General features: G+C 66.2%; 15 protein-coding genes. 12 read left to right on the forward strand and 3 right to left on the reverse strand.

Annotated elements, in window-relative coordinates; translation table 11 throughout:
- Positions 1-3 precede the first annotated feature (3 nt).
- Positions 4-489 (reverse strand): flavin reductase family protein, encoded by a 486-nt coding sequence (locus tag MRBLWO14_RS12020; protein ID WP_341933393.1) that lies wholly within the window; start codon positions 487-489, stop codon positions 4-6.
- Complete coding sequence (locus tag MRBLWO14_RS12025; RefSeq protein WP_341933394.1) at positions 489-1,757, reverse strand: acyl-CoA dehydrogenase family protein; 1,269 nt, start codon at positions 1,755-1,757, stop codon at positions 489-491. The genes MRBLWO14_RS12020 and MRBLWO14_RS12025 overlap by 1 nt, the downstream gene beginning before the upstream one ends.
- 281 nt (positions 1,758-2,038) lie before the next feature.
- Here MRBLWO14_RS12025 and MRBLWO14_RS12030 point away from each other — a divergent pair, with 281 nt between their 5' ends.
- The 5 genes from MRBLWO14_RS12030 to MRBLWO14_RS12050 all read left to right on the forward strand — a co-directional run bounded on the left by MRBLWO14_RS12030 (position 2,039) and on the right by MRBLWO14_RS12050 (position 7,951).
- A complete protein-coding gene (locus MRBLWO14_RS12030) occupies positions 2,039-3,619 on the forward strand; it encodes an ABC transporter substrate-binding protein (protein ID WP_341936195.1) in 1,581 nt (526 codons plus the stop codon).
- A gap of 125 nt (positions 3,620-3,744) precedes the next feature.
- Positions 3,745-5,943 (forward strand): acetate--CoA ligase family protein, encoded by a 2,199-nt coding sequence (locus tag MRBLWO14_RS12035; protein WP_341933395.1) that lies wholly within the window; start codon positions 3,745-3,747, stop codon positions 5,941-5,943.
- 45 nt (positions 5,944-5,988) lie between these two features.
- Positions 5,989-6,678 (forward strand): SDR family oxidoreductase, encoded by a 690-nt coding sequence (locus MRBLWO14_RS12040; RefSeq protein ID WP_341933396.1) that lies wholly within the window; start codon positions 5,989-5,991, stop codon positions 6,676-6,678.
- A gap of 137 nt (positions 6,679-6,815) precedes the next feature.
- Positions 6,816-7,226 carry a hypothetical protein gene (locus tag MRBLWO14_RS12045; protein WP_341933397.1) on the forward strand — a complete coding sequence of 137 codons (411 nt, stop codon included), beginning with the start codon at positions 6,816-6,818 and terminating at the stop codon, positions 7,224-7,226.
- A 65-nt stretch (positions 7,227-7,291) separates the two neighbouring features.
- Positions 7,292-7,951, forward strand: coding sequence for a hypothetical protein (locus MRBLWO14_RS12050; protein ID WP_341933398.1), 660 nt, complete (start codon positions 7,292-7,294; stop codon positions 7,949-7,951).
- On the opposite strand, the gene MRBLWO14_RS12055 is transcribed toward MRBLWO14_RS12050, so the two are convergent.
- Positions 7,948-8,871 (reverse strand): LysR family transcriptional regulator, encoded by a 924-nt coding sequence (locus MRBLWO14_RS12055; protein WP_341933399.1) that lies wholly within the window; start codon positions 8,869-8,871, stop codon positions 7,948-7,950. The two genes, MRBLWO14_RS12050 and MRBLWO14_RS12055, sit on opposite strands and share 4 nt — an antisense overlap.
- Before the next feature lie 106 nt (positions 8,872-8,977).
- Here MRBLWO14_RS12055 and MRBLWO14_RS12060 point away from each other — a divergent pair, with 106 nt between their 5' ends.
- Genes MRBLWO14_RS12060 through MRBLWO14_RS12090 form a run of 7 tightly spaced genes read left to right on the forward strand, consistent with a single transcriptional unit; the run spans position 8,978 to position 15,711 of the window.
- Positions 8,978-10,006, forward strand: coding sequence for an amidohydrolase family protein (locus MRBLWO14_RS12060; RefSeq protein WP_341933400.1), 1,029 nt, complete (start codon positions 8,978-8,980; stop codon positions 10,004-10,006).
- A 10-nt stretch (positions 10,007-10,016) separates the two neighbouring features.
- Positions 10,017-10,709, forward strand: coding sequence for a 4-carboxy-4-hydroxy-2-oxoadipate aldolase/oxaloacetate decarboxylase (gene ligK / locus MRBLWO14_RS12065; protein ID WP_341933401.1), 693 nt, complete (start codon positions 10,017-10,019; stop codon positions 10,707-10,709).
- A 1-nt stretch (position 10,710) separates the two neighbouring features.
- Positions 10,711-11,646, forward strand: coding sequence for an amidohydrolase family protein (locus tag MRBLWO14_RS12070; RefSeq protein WP_341933402.1), 936 nt, complete (start codon positions 10,711-10,713; stop codon positions 11,644-11,646).
- Positions 11,647-11,648: 2 nt separating this feature from the next.
- On the forward strand, positions 11,649-13,052 hold the full coding sequence (locus tag MRBLWO14_RS12075; protein ID WP_341933403.1) for a protocatechuate 4,5-dioxygenase subunit alpha/beta: 1,404 nt from the start codon (positions 11,649-11,651) through the stop codon (positions 13,050-13,052).
- Positions 13,053-13,085: 33 nt separating this feature from the next.
- Positions 13,086-14,039, forward strand: a complete 954-nt coding sequence (locus MRBLWO14_RS12080; protein ID WP_341933404.1) for a Gfo/Idh/MocA family oxidoreductase — start codon at positions 13,086-13,088, stop codon at positions 14,037-14,039.
- A complete protein-coding gene (locus MRBLWO14_RS12085; protein ID WP_341933405.1) occupies positions 14,036-15,007 on the forward strand; it encodes an aldo/keto reductase in 972 nt (323 codons plus the stop codon). The genes MRBLWO14_RS12080 and MRBLWO14_RS12085 overlap by 4 nt, the downstream gene beginning before the upstream one ends.
- Positions 15,004-15,711 carry a substrate-binding domain-containing protein gene (locus MRBLWO14_RS12090; protein ID WP_341933406.1) on the forward strand — a complete coding sequence of 236 codons (708 nt, stop codon included), beginning with the start codon at positions 15,004-15,006 and terminating at the stop codon, positions 15,709-15,711. Before MRBLWO14_RS12085 ends, MRBLWO14_RS12090 begins: the two co-directional genes overlap by 4 nt.
- Positions 15,712-15,740: the final 29 nt, after the last annotated feature.

Genomic DNA, 15,740 nt, shown 5'->3' on the forward strand with positions numbered 1-15,740 from the left:
TCGTCAGCTGAGTCCGGTGAGAGCACCATTGAAGAATAGCAACGGGTCGCCAGCTGCTGTCCCGAAGTCAGAGACCTGACCGATCACGAGGGTGTGATCACCAGCGTCGTGCTGTGCCCAATGATCGCATTCGAACCATCCGAGCGCGCCGGAGATTCGAGGCAACCGACCGGAGCGATCCCAGTCCGGCGCTCCGGAGCGGTCCTTCGAGGCGAAGGACCGCGCTGTTGCGCCGTGCGCGTCGTTGAGCACGCTGACCGAGAACGACTGCTGCAGGAGCCGCTCGTGTGACCGAGACGTCTTCTGGATCGACACGAGAAGGAGAGGGGGATCCAGCGACACGGAGGTGAAGGCGTTGACAGTGAGTCCGTGGATACCTTCCTGGTCCTCGAAGCCGACGATCGTGACGCCCGTGGCGAAACGCGAGAACGCGCCACGCAGTGCCTGTGAATCGAGCAGAGGCGCTGTAGGCAGTGTCGGCGTGCTCATCATGACCGCTTCCGGGTGGGGAGGTCGACCCGGATGTTCGCGCGATCGGCGAACTGCGGGTGGGGAGGGTAGATGGCAGACATCTCGATGTTCTCGATGAAGGGGCCGCCTTCCATGTCGCGAGTCATCCAGTAGGCACCCACGGAGGGAAGCTGATTCTGAGCGATGATGATGTGGTTCGCAGCAACCGCCATGTCGCGGAAGATGCGCGCGAGCCGGGACTTCGCTCCGACGCCGCCGACGCCGCTCTCGACGAACAGGGTGTTCACGATATCGCGACACTCGTGAACGATGAACGTGTTGATCTCCGCCATCAGCACCCGGAGCTCGTAGTCGATGAAGCGGTTGTTCTGCGCACTCTCGAATGCGCGGGAGATCACGTCGTTCTGCAGCAGCCGCGATGCGCGGATCCGCGCGTCGGAACGAGCGATCGCGATGTGCAGGTTCTCGTCGGTCGCGAAGCGAAGCTGACGGTAGGAGCCGCGTCGGGCCTTCAGATGCGTCTGCTTGATCAACTCCTCCAGCGCGGCGGTTGCGAGTCCGAGCGCATGAGCCGAGTGCGCAGCCTGGATGAACGGGCCCTTCTCGTGCGGCGTTCCATAGGTGATGCCCCAGATGCCGCGCTCGTCCACCATGTCGGCTGGCACGAAGACCTCCTGGTCGACCGAGAAGTCTCCGCTTCCCGTTCCGCGAAGACCGAGGCCATCCCACGTGTCGTGCAGGGTCACGTCCTCCCTGCGGAAGTAGGGAACCACGAACCACGGCGTCCCATCCTTCGGCGAGAGCACGACGTCGCCATTGTCGTCATGGAGAACGCAGAGGCCGAAGAGGTGTGTGGCCTCGGGGGATCCGCTGGAGAACGGCCACCGACCCGATACCCAGTACCCGCCCTCGACTGCGCGAGCCACGCCTCCCGCACGCCCTCCATTACCGGCGATGATCCAGCGTTCGTCATCGAGGATGCGCTGCATGGCCTCCTTTCCGGCCCAGGTCTGCCCGGTGTGCAGCATGCAGAGCCAGCCGGCCGAGCCGTTCACGTGGGAGAGGGCCTCGACGGCCTCAAGCCATTCGACGGGGTGCGCTTCGAGCCCACCCAGCTCCTTGGGGAGGAACGCGCGGTACATGCCGTTCTCGTAGAGCGCGTTGGTGATCTCTTCGGGCATCCTCCGCTCGTTCTCGATGATCTCTTCGGAATCGCGAACCAGAGGGAAGATCTCGGTCACGCGCTCGAGGAGGGTGGTCTCTGCAGTGCTGACGACGGTGCTCACAGCATCTCCTGTCACATAATTGATACGGTTGGCAACATCTTGTATTAATAAAGTGACGAGCGCAACAGGAACTTTTTAATCAGGGGAGCATCCACGGTGATCAGTCAATCGTTATATAAAAGTCACCACATTTAAGTCGATCTGCGCTTCAATGACGGAACCGGAGTCCGCCCCGAGGACTTCACGATGAACGTCGAGAGGAAGCACGAGACATGGATCGATCGCGCCGGGCCCAGCGTAGGGCCGCACTCGTCGCCGCCGTCAGCGTCGCCACCGTGAGCATGGTGGTCGGATGCGCCGCGACGGTGCCTGACACGACGCCGGACACCGCTGTCAAGACGGTGCTCAGATCCCCGGGAGGGGACGGAGCCGTCGACTCCATCACCTGGAACCTCGGGTCAGGAGAGCCCGGGACGCTGGACCCGCCGAACGTCCCGACCTACTCGGCGATGGCTGTCGTCACGAGCGTCTGCGACTCCCTGCTCTCAGTCGACGAGTCGGGGGCGATCGTACCCGGTCTCGCGTCTGTGACGCAGGAGTCTCCGCTTAGAGCCGTGTTCACACTCCGCACCGACGCGACATTCTGGGACGGTGCACCGCTGACGACCGAGGACGTCGCCTACAGTCTCAACCGGGCTGCTTCGCCGTCGTCCTACCTCGCGCCGACGTTCGCCAACGTCGCGGCCATCTCGGCCATCTCGGACACAGAGGTCGCGATCGACTTCAGTGCACCTGATGCCACCTTCCTGCCGACCATGGTCGGAGTCGGAGGTGTCGTCATGGAGAAGGCGTTCAGCGAGAACGCCGGAGAGGCGCTCGGCACTCCCGCGGGAGGCTTGATGTGTTCCGGTCCCTTCGAGATCTCCAAGTGGAACGTCGGTACCGACATCCGGCTCGTCAAGAACGAGAACTACTGGGACAAGGGCCGAGCGGCCAAAGCGGACGCCGTCCGTCTCACCTTCATCACCGATACGAGTGCTCTCACTCAGGCGATGGCGACTGGGGAAGTCGACGGTGGATGGGAGATTCCCGCCTCGTCCATCCCCGCCCTGCAGGCCGTCGACACGGGCTCGTTGTATTTCGGCGGTACCACGACGATCTGGTCTCTCCGTGTCGCGAGCCCTGACAGCATCCTCGCTACCAACGCAACACTGCGGCAGGCTTTTCAGCAGATGATCGACCGGGACGCGATCGCGCAGGCGGTCTTCCATGGTGCGGCCCAGCCGTGGCGCACCGCGATCAGTCCCATTTCATGGCCGGCCTCTGTGCGGGACAGCACAGAGAAGCGGACGACCGCGATCGCGGACGGTCGCGGCTACGATCCGGAGAAGGCGAAGCAGCTGGTCGAAGAGGCCGGTGTCGAGGATCAGGAGATCGAGCTGATCGTGGCGAGCGGAGACGAGACGGCTTCTCAACTCGGTCAGCTCGTTCAGGCCCAGGCGCAGGCGGCGGGCCTTAGTGTGTCGATCCGTGCACTCCAGCCGCTCGAGTACGCTCAGGCGATGTACGATCCGGCCGTGCGCGGCGACAGCGATCTGCTCCTGAGTAGCAGTGGCGACGTCGTGCAGGAGCCGCTTGCCTCGATCCGCTACTACTACCTGCCCAACGGCCTCTACAACTGGGATGGCTACGTGGACGAGCAGCTTGAGGGGCTCTTCGGTGAAGCTGTCGCCGAGCTTGACGAGGATCGCCGCACCGAGCTCACTCTTGACATCCAGGATCGCTTCGAAGAGCGCGCCGCGACAATCTCCATCGTCAATCCATACCAGGTGAACTTCGTCAGCGATCGTGTGGGCGGCGTGATCACCTCTTCGGTGTACGTCAACCTTCCTTCTCTGTCCTTCATCGGGAGCGCCGACTAGGCGCCTGTGAGTTGAGCGGTGGTCAGCCCGGAGCGGCCGGGCTGACCACCGCTCGGACTTGGGCACGGTCGCTGGACGAGCCCGCGAGTTTTTTATATAGTTAGTGCTACATAAAAGGAGTCCTCATGTCGCTCGCCGATCTCATCCCGCTGATCACATTCGTCTCCCCGAGGCGAGTCGTTGTCGTCGGCGCGTCTTCGACCCGGACCGACGCGACCGGAAATCAGGTGCTCCGCAACCTCCGTAATGGGGGGTTCAGGGGCCGGATCGATGTCCTCAGCCAGAGTGGTGGCACGATCGAGGGCATCGAGGCGCTTTCAGACGTGAGCGAGGCGGCCGGCGCCGACCTCGTCGTCGTGACCCTTCGCGCAGGCGCCGTGCTCCCCGCGTTGCGTGGCCTCGCGGCTGTCGGCGTCAAGGCGGGACTCGTGATGAGTGTGGGATTCACCCCTGATGAGATCCGGGCGATCAACGACTTCTCACGCAGCTCCGGCATGCACATCCACGGGCCGAACTGCATGGGACTGATCAACGTCCACGACCGCACGATGCTGTGGGCGGACGAGGGGATCCTCGCTGATCTTCCCGCCGGAAACGTCGCCATCGTCTCGCAGTCGGGGTCGGGGGCGATCTTCGTCGCGCGGTCGACGAGCGGCGTCGGCTTCTCCCACATCGTGTCGACCGGAAACGAAGCGGCCCTGACCACAGCCGACTACGTGCGATACCTCGCAGAGGACTCCAGAACAGGCGTCATCGCACTCATCCTGGAGTCGGTGTACGACTCCGAAGGCTTGGCGCGGGCCGTCGAAGCCGCACGGGAGGTCGGTAAGCCGGTCGTGGCGCTGAAAGTGGGCTCCTCCGAATCAGGGCGGGCGGCGACGCTCGCTCACACCGGAGCGATGCTCAGCAACCGAACGGTCATCGACGCATACATGGAGCAGATCGGCGTGCCCCTTCTGGCGGACTATGACGAGTTGGCCGCCGCAATCGATCTGCTCGCCCGCGTCGACTGGCGAGCCGTCGGAGCGGGGCGGACCGCAATCGTCACTCTCTCCGGAGGGCAGGCGGCCCTGGCAGCCGATCTGGCGGAACAGGTGGGCGCGACTTTGGCGCGCTTCTCGCCGGAGACGCAGCGGCGACTCGAGGAAGTCCTCCCGGACATGCACGCGATCAACCCGCTCGATGCGTGGGGGAGCGCGGATGCGGACGACGACACGTTCCAGCGCACCCTGCAGATCATCAGCGAGGACGAGGGCGTCGATGTCGTACTCGGTGTCATCGACGCGCAGTCGAGCCTGTCTGCGATCGAGTTGGAGTACGAAGACGACATTGTCGACGCCTTCACGCTACTGAGTGCTGAGGCCGAGGTCCCCGTGCTCCTTGCCTCCAGCTCCTCGATGACCGTGCATCCAGTGCGGGTGCCCACGACCGACGCGAGCATCCCGGTGCTCCGGGGTCTTCGCAACGCCTTGACGGCCGTCCGCGCAGCCGCTCAGGTTGCAGGGCAAGGCCCGCGCCTGCTCGACCGCCCGTCCTCGGTTCCCGGCTCTGCGATCGTTGAAGAGATCCGCGGCTCTCTCGCGCGCACATCGGGCGTGCTCGACCGGGACTCCGTGCGACGGGTTCTCGATGTCTACGGGATCAATACCGTCAGTTCGCATTCGTTCGGCGATGTGGACGAGGCGGTCGGATGGTGCGAGCGCAACGGATACCCGGTCGTGGCCAAGATCGATTCTCCCGACATCACCCATCGGTCCGATGTCGGTGGTGTGGCGCTGGGCCTGCAGGATGAGGAGCAACTGCGCGACGCGTGGGCGGCGATTCTCGGATCTGCGCATCGCCATCGTCCAGATGCCGAAATTCGCGGCATCGAGGTGCAGAGACAGATCCCTACGGGCATCGAAGCGTTCCTCGGCTTCGTCGCGGACCCTGACATCGGCGTGGCTGTAGGAATCGGCATCGGCGGAGTGCTGGTCGAGCTACTCGACGACGTGGAGTATGCGATCGCGCCCCTCTCGCCGGAGTCAGCGCGCCGCCTGCTCGACGGTACTCGACTCTCACAGCTCCTTGATGGGTTTAGGAACCTTCATCCCGTCGTCGATGTCGGATCCGTCGTCAACCTCCTCGTGAAGCTCTCGTGGATGGCAGTCGATTTGAAGGACATCCTGGTTGCGGGCGACCTCAACCCGCTGATCATCGAACCGGCCTCAGGAGCCGCGTTCGTGGTCGATGCGCTGCTGGTCGCACAGGAGCGGAGCGGAGATGGCGTTCCTGCGCTTCGACAGGTTCCTGCACTTCGGCAAGGCGCCGCGGCTGATTCCTAGAACGCTCCGCAGAAGCGGGTCGCATTGAACGAACGAGGAACTCAGATGAAGACCGCTCTCGAACATCCCGTTTCCGGCAGGCTCGTGCTGCTCGCCGGGGGCACGTCCGCTTCGGGATTCGCCTCCGCGAAGGCGCTTCTCGACCGCGGCGCACAAGTGATCATCGTTGGTCGGGATGCGGGGAAGCTGGCTCGGTGCCGAGACGAACTCCCGCAGGTGCACGTACAGCGGGCGGACCTCTCGAGCGAGGAATCGGTCGCAGAGCTACGCAAGCGAATCCTCGACACGTGGGGGCGGGTCGACGGGGTGCTCCATCTCGTCGGCGGTTGGAGTGGGGGCGGTGGTCTCGCCGGGCAGACCGACGAAGCGTACAGGTCGTTGGAGTCGAGTCTCAGTGCCCTGAGGCATGTGTCGCGAGCGTTCGACACTGATCTGAGACTGTCCTCGGCCGGTCGCACGGCGATCGTCTCTTCCGTCGTCGTCTCCCGCCCGACTGGCAGCTCTGCGAACTACGCCGCCCTCAAGTCGGCAGCGGAGACCTGGATGCTTGCTGTCGACCATGGTCTTCGAGCGCACGGGTTGAATGATCACGGCGAGGTCAGGTCGTTCGGCGCGGTGTTCCGCGTCAGATCCCTAGCCGGCATCGAAGGCATTCTGGCGGAGTCCTTCGCAGGCCTCTGGGACCGTGACGCTGCGCCTACGGAGCTAGTGGTGACTGAGCTGCACCCGGGCTGATGCGCGGGGTTCGCCGTCGCTCTCCCGAGAACCCCACAAGCGCTCCATCGACGAGATTAGACCTTGACAATGATGTCAAGGTTTACGCTCGTATCTGAACTCGGCACCGACCTCGGGACGCCGAGGATGGAACGCACATGACCACGCAAGACCGGGAAGGATCATCGCGGAAGATCCTCGTTATCGGAGCGGGGGAGTTGGCGATGCCGGTTCTGCGCAACGTCGCCCGCCGGACGGCTGATGTGCCCGGGGCCTCCGTGAATGTGCTGCTTCGTCCAGCCGCCATCGGTTCCGCATCGTCGTCGGAGCAGAAGGACATCGCCGAGATCCGGGCCCTCGAAATCGAGATCATTCCCGGGGATCTCGTCCTCGCGACAGGGGCTCTGCGCAACCTCAACCACATCTACGCAGCCGACGACTCGGCGAGCTGGCTCGGCCTCGGGCTGTTCCTGGCGTCGCTCGCGGTGATGGGCGGTGGCGTTCACGCCGCTCGACCCGTGGTGATCGCGGGGATCGCGCAGCTCTTCGGCAAGGTGTCCGGTCGCTGACCACCTGCCGAGAATAGACGCCGACCGCTCATCACAAGGCACCGCTCTTGCCCTATTCTCGACGCATGGCTGACTCCACCCCGCACTCTGACGCCCCTTGGCGACCGCTCGCAGCGGGCGAGATCGTCGATCTGCTGTCCGCGGCGGGAATCCGGTGGTGGCTGTCAGGAGGGGTGGCTCTCGACCGGTGGGTCGGGCGCGAGATCAGAAAGCGCGGTGACGTCGACATCAGCGTTATCCGTGACGATCTGCCCGCTTTGGTGCGAGCTCTGCCGGATCGCTTCAGCGCGTGGGCGGCGATCGGCGATGACTGTGATCATCTCCTCTTCCGGGATGTCCCCGAAGACGCTGACGTTCATCGTGTGAAGATCTTGAATGACTCTTCGACGGAATGGGTGCTCCAGGTGAACGTCGAGGACGGCGGGGAGCGTGCTTGGGTATACAAGCGCGACCCCCGGCTCCAGCTGCCGTGGGATCGTGCCGTCCGCGACATCGGCGGCGTTCCCACCGGTGCTCCCGAGGTGCAGCTCGTGTGGAAGGCGCTTCGACCACGACCAGAGGATGACGTGGATAAGGACGCTGTCCTGGCTGCTCTCGACCCGGATGCCCGCGCGTGGTACGAGCAGGCGATTCTCTCGATACACCCGCACTCGACCTGGTCGATCCACGTGCGGAGTCCGTTCGCCCCCACGAAGGCGAGTTGGGGTCGAAAGCGGCAGCCTTAGAGGGCGTCCGCCGGCGCGCGTCGATACTCCTCTGTGCTCACTGCCTCGCGTACGAGCTCCCGGAACCATTTCTGCGCGGGGGATAGTGCTGCCTCCCGTCTGGTGTACAGCGAAACCGGTGTGCTCTGTCCTGGCCACGGGAGGTCAGTGATGTCGAGGTCAGGGAACCATCCGCGGAAGACCTCGGCGACGTGCCGCGGCAGCAAAACCACCAGGTCGGTCGTCTGAACCACGGCGGGTACGGTGGCGTATTCCTCCACGGTGAGCGATACCTGCGACATCAGTCCGTGCTCGATCAACGCCTGCAGCGGGAAGACATGACCCCCGCGGGCGGACACTCGGATGAAGTGTCGGCCGTCGAACATGTCAGGAGCAGTCGGTGGTAAGGGGTGGCGCGTCGAGGAGAGCGCGACGTACTCCACGGCGCGCACGTGCGTGCGCCACAGCCGTGGGCTGCCGACCATCGAGACGGTCATGGCGAGGTCGATCTTGCCTCGGGTGAGTCCATCTTCCACGTGGTCCGCGTCTAGTCGTTCGACCTTCAGGTGGGGGCGAGACCCTTGTCGAGCCAGGGCGGCCATCACCGGCGGGAGAAACGTCTGTTCGCCGATGGACGTGAGCCCCATGACGAGCTCTCCGCGAAAGCCTGCGGGCTCGAACGTACGGGGGTCGCCCACCGCGGAGTCGATCTGCGCGAGTGCTTCGTGCAACGGCACGAAGAGGGCTGTCGCCCTGGCTGTCGGGACCATGTCGTGCCCCTCGCGTCGGAAGAGGTCATCCTCGAAGCGCTCCCGCAGACGGCGCAGCGTATAGCTCACCGTCGGCTGCGTCACATGAAGCCGCGCGGCCGCGGCGGTCACGCTGCGCATTTCGTAGAGCACGACGAAGGTGCGTAGCTGGTTCAGATCGACGATGTCCACGAATAGACCCTATCTATGCGGGTGGCGGCACGCATCTATTGGACTGCTGAGCGGCGGCGATCTACGTTCGAAGTATTCACACCTCCAGTGAGAAGGACGACACGCCGTGATCATCGATGTACACGGGCACTACACGACAGCCCCCGCTCAACTCGGTGCGTGGCGGGATCTGCAGATCGCATTCACGAACGGCGACGGAGAATCCCCCGATCCGGCTGCTCTCCGCATCGACGACGACGATATCCGCGAGACGATCGAGGCGAACCAGCTTCGCCTGATGAACGACCGCGGCAGCGACCTCACCCTGTTCAGCCCTCGCGCGTCCTTCATGGCGCACCACATCGGCGATCTGAATGTGAGCGAGACCTGGGCGCGCATCTGCAATGACCTGTGCGCCCGGGTGAGCGAGCTTTTCCCTGACCGGTTCCTCCCCGGCGCGATGCTCCCGCAATCCCCAGGGGCTGATCCCGCGACGAGCGTCGCCGAGATTACGCGTGCGGTCGAAGAGCTCGGCGTCGTCACGGTCAATCTCAACCCCGACCCGGCCGGCGGGCTGTGGACGGCTCCCGCGCTCACGGATCGATCCTGGTACCCGATCTACGAGAAGCTCGTGGAGTACGAGCTGCCGGCCATGATCCACGTCAGCACGTCTTGCAAGCCGGTATTCCACACAACCGGCGACCACTATCTCGGTGCCGATACCACTGCCTTCATGCAACTACTCAAAGGCGATCTGTTCCGCGACTTCCCCGACCTCAAGTTCGTGATCCCGCACGGCGGCGGAGCGGTCCCGTATCACTGGGGTCGCTTTCGTGGACTGGCCATGGCACTGGGGAAGCCGGAGCTCGAGGAGCATCTTCTGGGCAACGTGTTCTTCGACACGTGTGTCTACCACCAGTCGGGGATCGATCTGCTGGCCGAAGTCATTCCGACGAGGAACATCCTGTTTGCCAGCGAGATGATCGGTGCCGTGCGCGACATCGACCCGCGCACCGGGCATTATTTCGATGACACGAGGCGCTATGTCGACGCGACGCCGAATCTGACCGATATCGAGCGCTTCGCCGTCTTCGAGGGCAACGCCCGCCGGGTCTACCCGCGGCTCGACCGAGCACTGACCGCCCGCGGGCTCTGAAAGGTACGCCATGCGCCTGAACGACCTCGGTATCGTCCACACGAACATCGAGCGACCCGATCCTGACGACGTCGAGCGGATCTCCCAGTTCGGCGTCGCCACCATTCATGAGGCGATGGGCAGGGTCGGGCTTCTCCGCCCCTACATCCGTCCGGTATATCCCGAAGCGAAGCTGTGCGGCGTCGCGGTGACCGTGCTCCTGCAGCCAGGTGACAACTGGATGTTCCACGTCGCGGCGGAGCATGTGAGCGCGGGTGATGTCCTCGTCGCGGGCTGTACGACGGAGAGCGAGGACGGCTTCTTCGGCGAGCTGCTCGCAACCTCGCTCACCGCGCGCGGGTGCAAGGGGCTCGTGATCGACGGCGGAGTTCGAGACGTCGCCGACCTTGAGCGGATGAACTTCCCCGTGTTCTCGCGGGCGATCCACTCCAAGGGGACGGTCAAGGCGACGCTCGGCTCGGTGAACGTCCCGGTGGTGGTCGCCAATGCCCTGGTCAACCCGGGTGATGTCGTCGTGGCCGACGTCGACGGCGTCGTCGTGGTGCCGCGCGCGCTGGTCGGAGCGGTCGCCGACGCGAGCCGCGCACGCGAGGACAACGAAGAGGCCAAGCGCGAGAAGTTCCGCGAGGGCATGCTCGGCCTCGACATCTACGGCATGCGCGAGAAGCTCGCCGCCGCCGGCCTCGAGTACCGGGAGGACTGACGTGTCGCACGGAGACACGAGCGGCGGCTTCGAGAAGACCGCCGGATGGCTGGACTGGTACGACGGCCCCAGCACGCCGATGTTCCAGGTGCCGGAGGGTGCGGTGGACGCGCATTGCCATGTGTTCGGGCCGGGGGCTGAGTTCCCCTACGCGCCGGAACGCAAGTACACACCGTGCGATGCGTCGGCGGAGCAGCTGTTCGCCCTGCGGGACCACCTCGGCTTCGACCGCAACGTGATCGTGCAGGCCACCTGCCACGGCGCCGACAACAGCGCACTCCTCGATGCCCTCCGCCGCAGCGAGGGCCGCGCCCGGGGCGTCGCGACCGTGCGGCGCGATGTGACCGACGAAGAGCTCGCCGAGCTGCACGAGGCGGGTGTGCGCGGCGTGCGCTTCAACTTCGTCAAGCGCCTGGTCGACCGGGTGCCGACCGACTCGCTCGAAGACATCGTCGCGAAGGTCGCGCCGCTCGGCTGGCACGTCGTGATCTACTTCGAAGCCGACGACCTCCCCGAGCTGTACGACTTCTTCTCCGGCATCCCGACGGATATCGTCGTCGACCACATGGGTCGCCCCGATGTCTCGAAGGATCCGGACGGCCCGGAGTTCGAGCTGTTCCTGAGCTTCCTGCGCGAGAACCCCCGCGTGTGGACCAAGGTGTCGTGCCCCGAGCGGCTCAGCATCGACGGTCCACGCGCTCTGCACGGCGAGCAGCACGCGTACACCGACGTCGTGCCCTTCGCCCGTCGCGTGGTCGAGGAGTTCCCCGACCGCGTGCTGTGGGGCACCGACTGGCCCCACCCCAATCTCAAGGACCACATGCCCGACGACGGGCTCCTGGTCGACTACATCCCGCAGATCGCCCCGACCGCCGACCTGCAGCGGCAGCTGCTCGTCGACAACCCGCGGCGGCTGTACTGGCCAGAAGGAGAATGACCATGGCACTCGACAAGCCGTACAAGGACGTCCCCGGCACGACGATCTACGACGCCGAGCAGGCGCGCAAGGGATACCACCTCAACCAGTTCTCGATGTCGCTGATGAAGCCCGAGAACCGGGAGCGGTTCCTCGCGGATCAGGAGGCGTACCTCGACGAGTGGCCGCTGAACCCGGTGCAGCGCCAGGCGGTGCTCGACATGGACCTTAACACCATGATCGCCGAGGGAGGGAACATCTACTTCCTCAGCAAGATCGGCGCGACCCACGGACTCAGCTTCCAGCAGATGGCGGGCTCGATGACCGGGATGTCGGAGGCCGCGTACCGGGACATGATGGTCGCCGGCGGCCGTCGCCCCGAGGGCAACCGCCTGAAGGACCTCGACGGATGGACGCCCCGGTCGACCGAGAAGGCGACCGCCGTCCGGCCGGACGCCCCCGCCCGCTACACCTCGGCGCTGTTCACGTCGCACGTCCCGGCGATCGGTGCGGCGATGGATCTCGGCAAGACGGAGGAGCCGTACTGGAAGAAGGTCTTCGACGGCTACCGGTGGACCCGCACATGGGCGAAGGAGAACACCCCCGATGTCGTGATCCTCGTGTACAACGACCACGCCACGGCCTTCGACGCCTCGATCATCCCCACCTTCGTCCTCGGCACGGGTGACGAGTACCCGGTCGCCGACGAGGGTTATGGTCCTCGTCCCGTTCCGGATGTGAAGGGCTACCCGGAGTTCGCCGCGCACCTCGCGCAGTCGATCATCCAGGACGACTTCGACCTCACCCTCGTCAACGAGATGGTCGTCGACCACGGCCTGACCGTGCCGCTGTCCCTCGTGTACGGCGAGGTCGAGGAGTGGCCGGTCCGAGTCATCCCGCTCGCCGTGAACGTCGTGCAGTACCCGGTGCCGTCCGGCCGACGCTGCTACGAGCTGGGCAAGGCTCTGCGCCGCGCGATCGACAAGTGGGACGGCGAAGAGCTGAACGTGCAGATCTGGGGAACCGGCGGCATGAGCCACCAGCTGCAGGGGCCGCGCGCCGGACTCATCAACAAGGAGTGGGACAACGCGTTCCTCGACCACCTGATCGCGGACCCGCTCGGACTCACGGAGTGGCCTCACATGGAGTACGTCGACGAGGCGGGCTCTGAGGGGATCGAGCTCGTCGACTGGCTCATCGCCCGCGGCGCGATGGACGACCAGTTCGGCGGCGAGGCTCCCGAGGTGGGCCACCGGTTCTATCACGTCCCCGCGTCGAACACCGCGGTCGGACACCTCGTCCTGTCGAACCCGGTCCGCACGCCCGCCCTCGCCGAAGACGACGCCGATGCGGCCGTGCCGACGCGCAGCTCCGCGCCCGAGGGCTCGAGCGAGCCCGAGGCGACGGCAGCGCTGTCGAACGCCTGACGTCCTGAACCGGAGCCCCGGGAGGAAACCCGCATGACAGACAAGATCCGAATCGCGGTTGTCGGCGCCAACGGCGCCTTCGGCATGAAGCACCTCGACGGCCTCGCGAACATCGAGGACGCGGAGGTGACGGTCGTCAGCGCGACTTCGCAGGAGAAGGCGGATGCCGTCGCCGCGCAGTACGGCGTCGCGACCGCCGTCGTGGGGCTGGATGCCGTGTTCGAGCGCGACGACGTGGACGCCGTGATCCTCGCGACTCCCACCGGACTGCACGCCGCACAGACCCAGGCGGTGCTCGCGGCCGGCAAGCACGTGCAGGTCGAGATCCCGCTCGCGGACTCGCTGGCCGACGCCGAGGCCACCCTCGCCGTGGCCGAGGCCTCGGACCGCGTCGCAATGGTCGGCCACACGCGGCGGTTCAACCCCTCCCACCAGCTGGTGCACGAGCGCATCGCCGCCGGCGAGTTCGCCGTGCAGCAGATGGACGTGCAGACGTACTTCTTCCGCCGCACGAACACGAACGCCAAGGGCGAGGCGCGCTCGTGGACCGACCACCTCCTCTGGCATCACGCGGCCCACACCGTCGACCTCTTCGCTTACCAGGCGGGGCGCATCGTGCAGGCGCACGCGATCCAGGGCCCGATCCACCCCGAGCTCGGCATCGCGATGGACATGTCGATCCAGCTGAAGAGCGAGACCGGGGCAATCTGCACGCTGTCGCTGTCGTTCAACAACGACGGGCCCTTCGGCACGTTCTTCCGCTACATCGGAGACACCGCCACGTACGTCGCCCGCTACGACGACCTCTACGACGGCAGGGATCAGCAGATCGACGTGTCGCAGGTGGCCGTGAGCTTCAACGGCATCGAGCTGCAGGACCGCGAGTTCGTCGCCGCGATCCGCGAAGGACGCGAGCCGAACTCGTCGCTGCGTCAGGTCATCGACTGCTACCGCGTGCTCGGCGCGCTGGAGGAGCAGCTCGCGTGATCCTGCCCCGCATCGGCCTCGGCTGCATGTCGCTGAGCCACGCCTACGGAGTGCCCCCGTCGGACGCGGACGGCCTGGCTCTGCTGTGTGCGGCGCTCGACGCGGGAGTGGGGATGCTCGACACCGCGACCCTGTACGGCGGCGGTCGCAACGAGGAGCTCGTCGGGAGGGCGGTCGCCGGTCGGCGCGACGAGGTGCTGCTCGCGAGCAAGGGCGGGATGGCGCTCGTTGACGGCGTGCGCACGATCGACGGACGCCCCGACACCCTGCGCACCCAGGTCGACGAATCGCTGCGTCGCCTCGGCGTGGACCGCATCGACCTCTACTATCTGCACCGCTGGGACCGCTCGGTGCCGATCGGCGAGAGCGTCGGCGCGCTGGCGGAGCTCGTCGATGACGGCAGGATCGGCGCGATCGGGCTCTCGGAGGTGTCGGTCGCGCGTCTTCGAGAGGCGCAGCGGACTGCTCCGATCGCCGCCGTGCAGAACGAGTACTCGCTCTGGAGTCGGAACCCCGAACTCGGCATGCTCGACGCCACCCGCGAGTCCGGCGTGGCGTTCGTCGCCTTCTCGCCCGTCGCCCGCGGCTTCCTGAGCCGCGGGGTGTCGGACCCGGCGCACCTGGCGTCGAACGACATCCGTCGCTCCATGCCCCGCTTCCAGCCCGAGCACTGGCCCATCAACGCCGCGCTGCTTCCGGACTGGCACGCGCTCGCCGACGAGGCCGGGTGCACTCCCGCGCAGCTCGCCCTCGCGTGGGTGCTCTCGCGCGGAGAGCACGTCGTCGCGATCCCCGGCACGACGGATCCGACGCATCTGCGCGAGGATCTCGCCGCCGTCGACGTCGAGGTGCCGCCGGAGATCCTGCGCAGGGCGGGACGGCTCATCGGCACCGACACCGTCTCCGGACCGCGGTACGCGCCGGGTCCCGCTGCGGACGTCGACACCGAGACCTTCGAGGCCGCATGAGAGCCGTGTCGTCGATGGCCACCCGGCATCTGCTCGCCGATCTCACGGTCGCCGCGGCCGAGGTGGGTCTCCCGCGCGTGCACATCGAGTCGACGGGAGGGGTCGAGGCCGCCCGACGCGTCGCCGAGGGCGAGGGATTCGACCTCGTCTTCCTCGCCGCCGGAGCCCTTTCCGCCCTCGCCGCCCAGGGGCATGTCGACGACGACTCGCTCACACCGCTCGTGATCTCGCAGGTGGCGGTCGCCGTGACCGCAGGCGGCGCCGGTCGAGCCGAGCGGCCGGACGAAGCCGCCTTCGCGGATGCGGCCGGCGTGCGCGACGCGCTGCGCTCAGCGGCGAGGGTCGGGTACTCGACAGGGCCGAGCGGTACGGCGCTGCTCGAGATGATCCGGGCATGGGGTCTCACGGATGCCGTCGGCCCCAAGCTCCTGCAGGCCCACCCCGGCGTGCCGGTGGCGCAGCTGCTGGCGCAGGGATCTGTCGATCTGGGCTTCCAGCAGCTCAGCGAGCTCGTGGGCCAGCCGGGCATCCGGGTGACCGGGGTGCTCCCCGACGACTGCGCGATCGACACCGTGTTCTCGGGTGCCGTCTCGCGGAGCTCTAATGATCCGGGGGCGGCCCGTGCGGTCCTCGAGTTCTTCGCCTCGCCGGAGGCCTCGGCGATCGCGATCGCGCACAGCTTCCACGCGGCATCCGCCTCGTGACGACGCCGCCTGCTGCGCCGGCCGAGGCC

Origin of the sequence: Microbacterium sp. LWO14-1.2 (genome assembly GCF_038397715.1) — a bacterium.
Classification (GTDB): domain Bacteria; phylum Actinomycetota; class Actinomycetes; order Actinomycetales; family Microbacteriaceae; genus Microbacterium.

Coding starts and splice junctions, on each gene's coding strand:
- MRBLWO14_RS12020 (WP_341933393.1), bottom strand. CDS start 489: ATGAGCACGCCGACACTGCCTACAGCGCCTCTGCTCGATTCACAGGCA.
- MRBLWO14_RS12090 (WP_341933406.1), top strand. CDS start 15,004: ATGAGAGCCGTGTCGTCGATGGCCACCCGGCATCTGCTCGCCGATCTC.
- MRBLWO14_RS12050 (WP_341933398.1), top strand. CDS start 7,292: ATGGCTGACTCCACCCCGCACTCTGACGCCCCTTGGCGACCGCTCGCA.
- MRBLWO14_RS12045 (WP_341933397.1), top strand. CDS start 6,816: ATGACCACGCAAGACCGGGAAGGATCATCGCGGAAGATCCTCGTTATC.
- MRBLWO14_RS12030 (WP_341936195.1), top strand. CDS start 2,039: ATGGTGGTCGGATGCGCCGCGACGGTGCCTGACACGACGCCGGACACC.
- MRBLWO14_RS12075 (WP_341933403.1), top strand. CDS start 11,649: ATGGCACTCGACAAGCCGTACAAGGACGTCCCCGGCACGACGATCTAC.
- MRBLWO14_RS12080 (WP_341933404.1), top strand. CDS start 13,086: ATGACAGACAAGATCCGAATCGCGGTTGTCGGCGCCAACGGCGCCTTC.
- ligK (WP_341933401.1), top strand. CDS start 10,017: ATGCGCCTGAACGACCTCGGTATCGTCCACACGAACATCGAGCGACCC.
- MRBLWO14_RS12040 (WP_341933396.1), top strand. CDS start 5,989: ATGAAGACCGCTCTCGAACATCCCGTTTCCGGCAGGCTCGTGCTGCTC.
- MRBLWO14_RS12035 (WP_341933395.1), top strand. CDS start 3,745: ATGTCGCTCGCCGATCTCATCCCGCTGATCACATTCGTCTCCCCGAGG.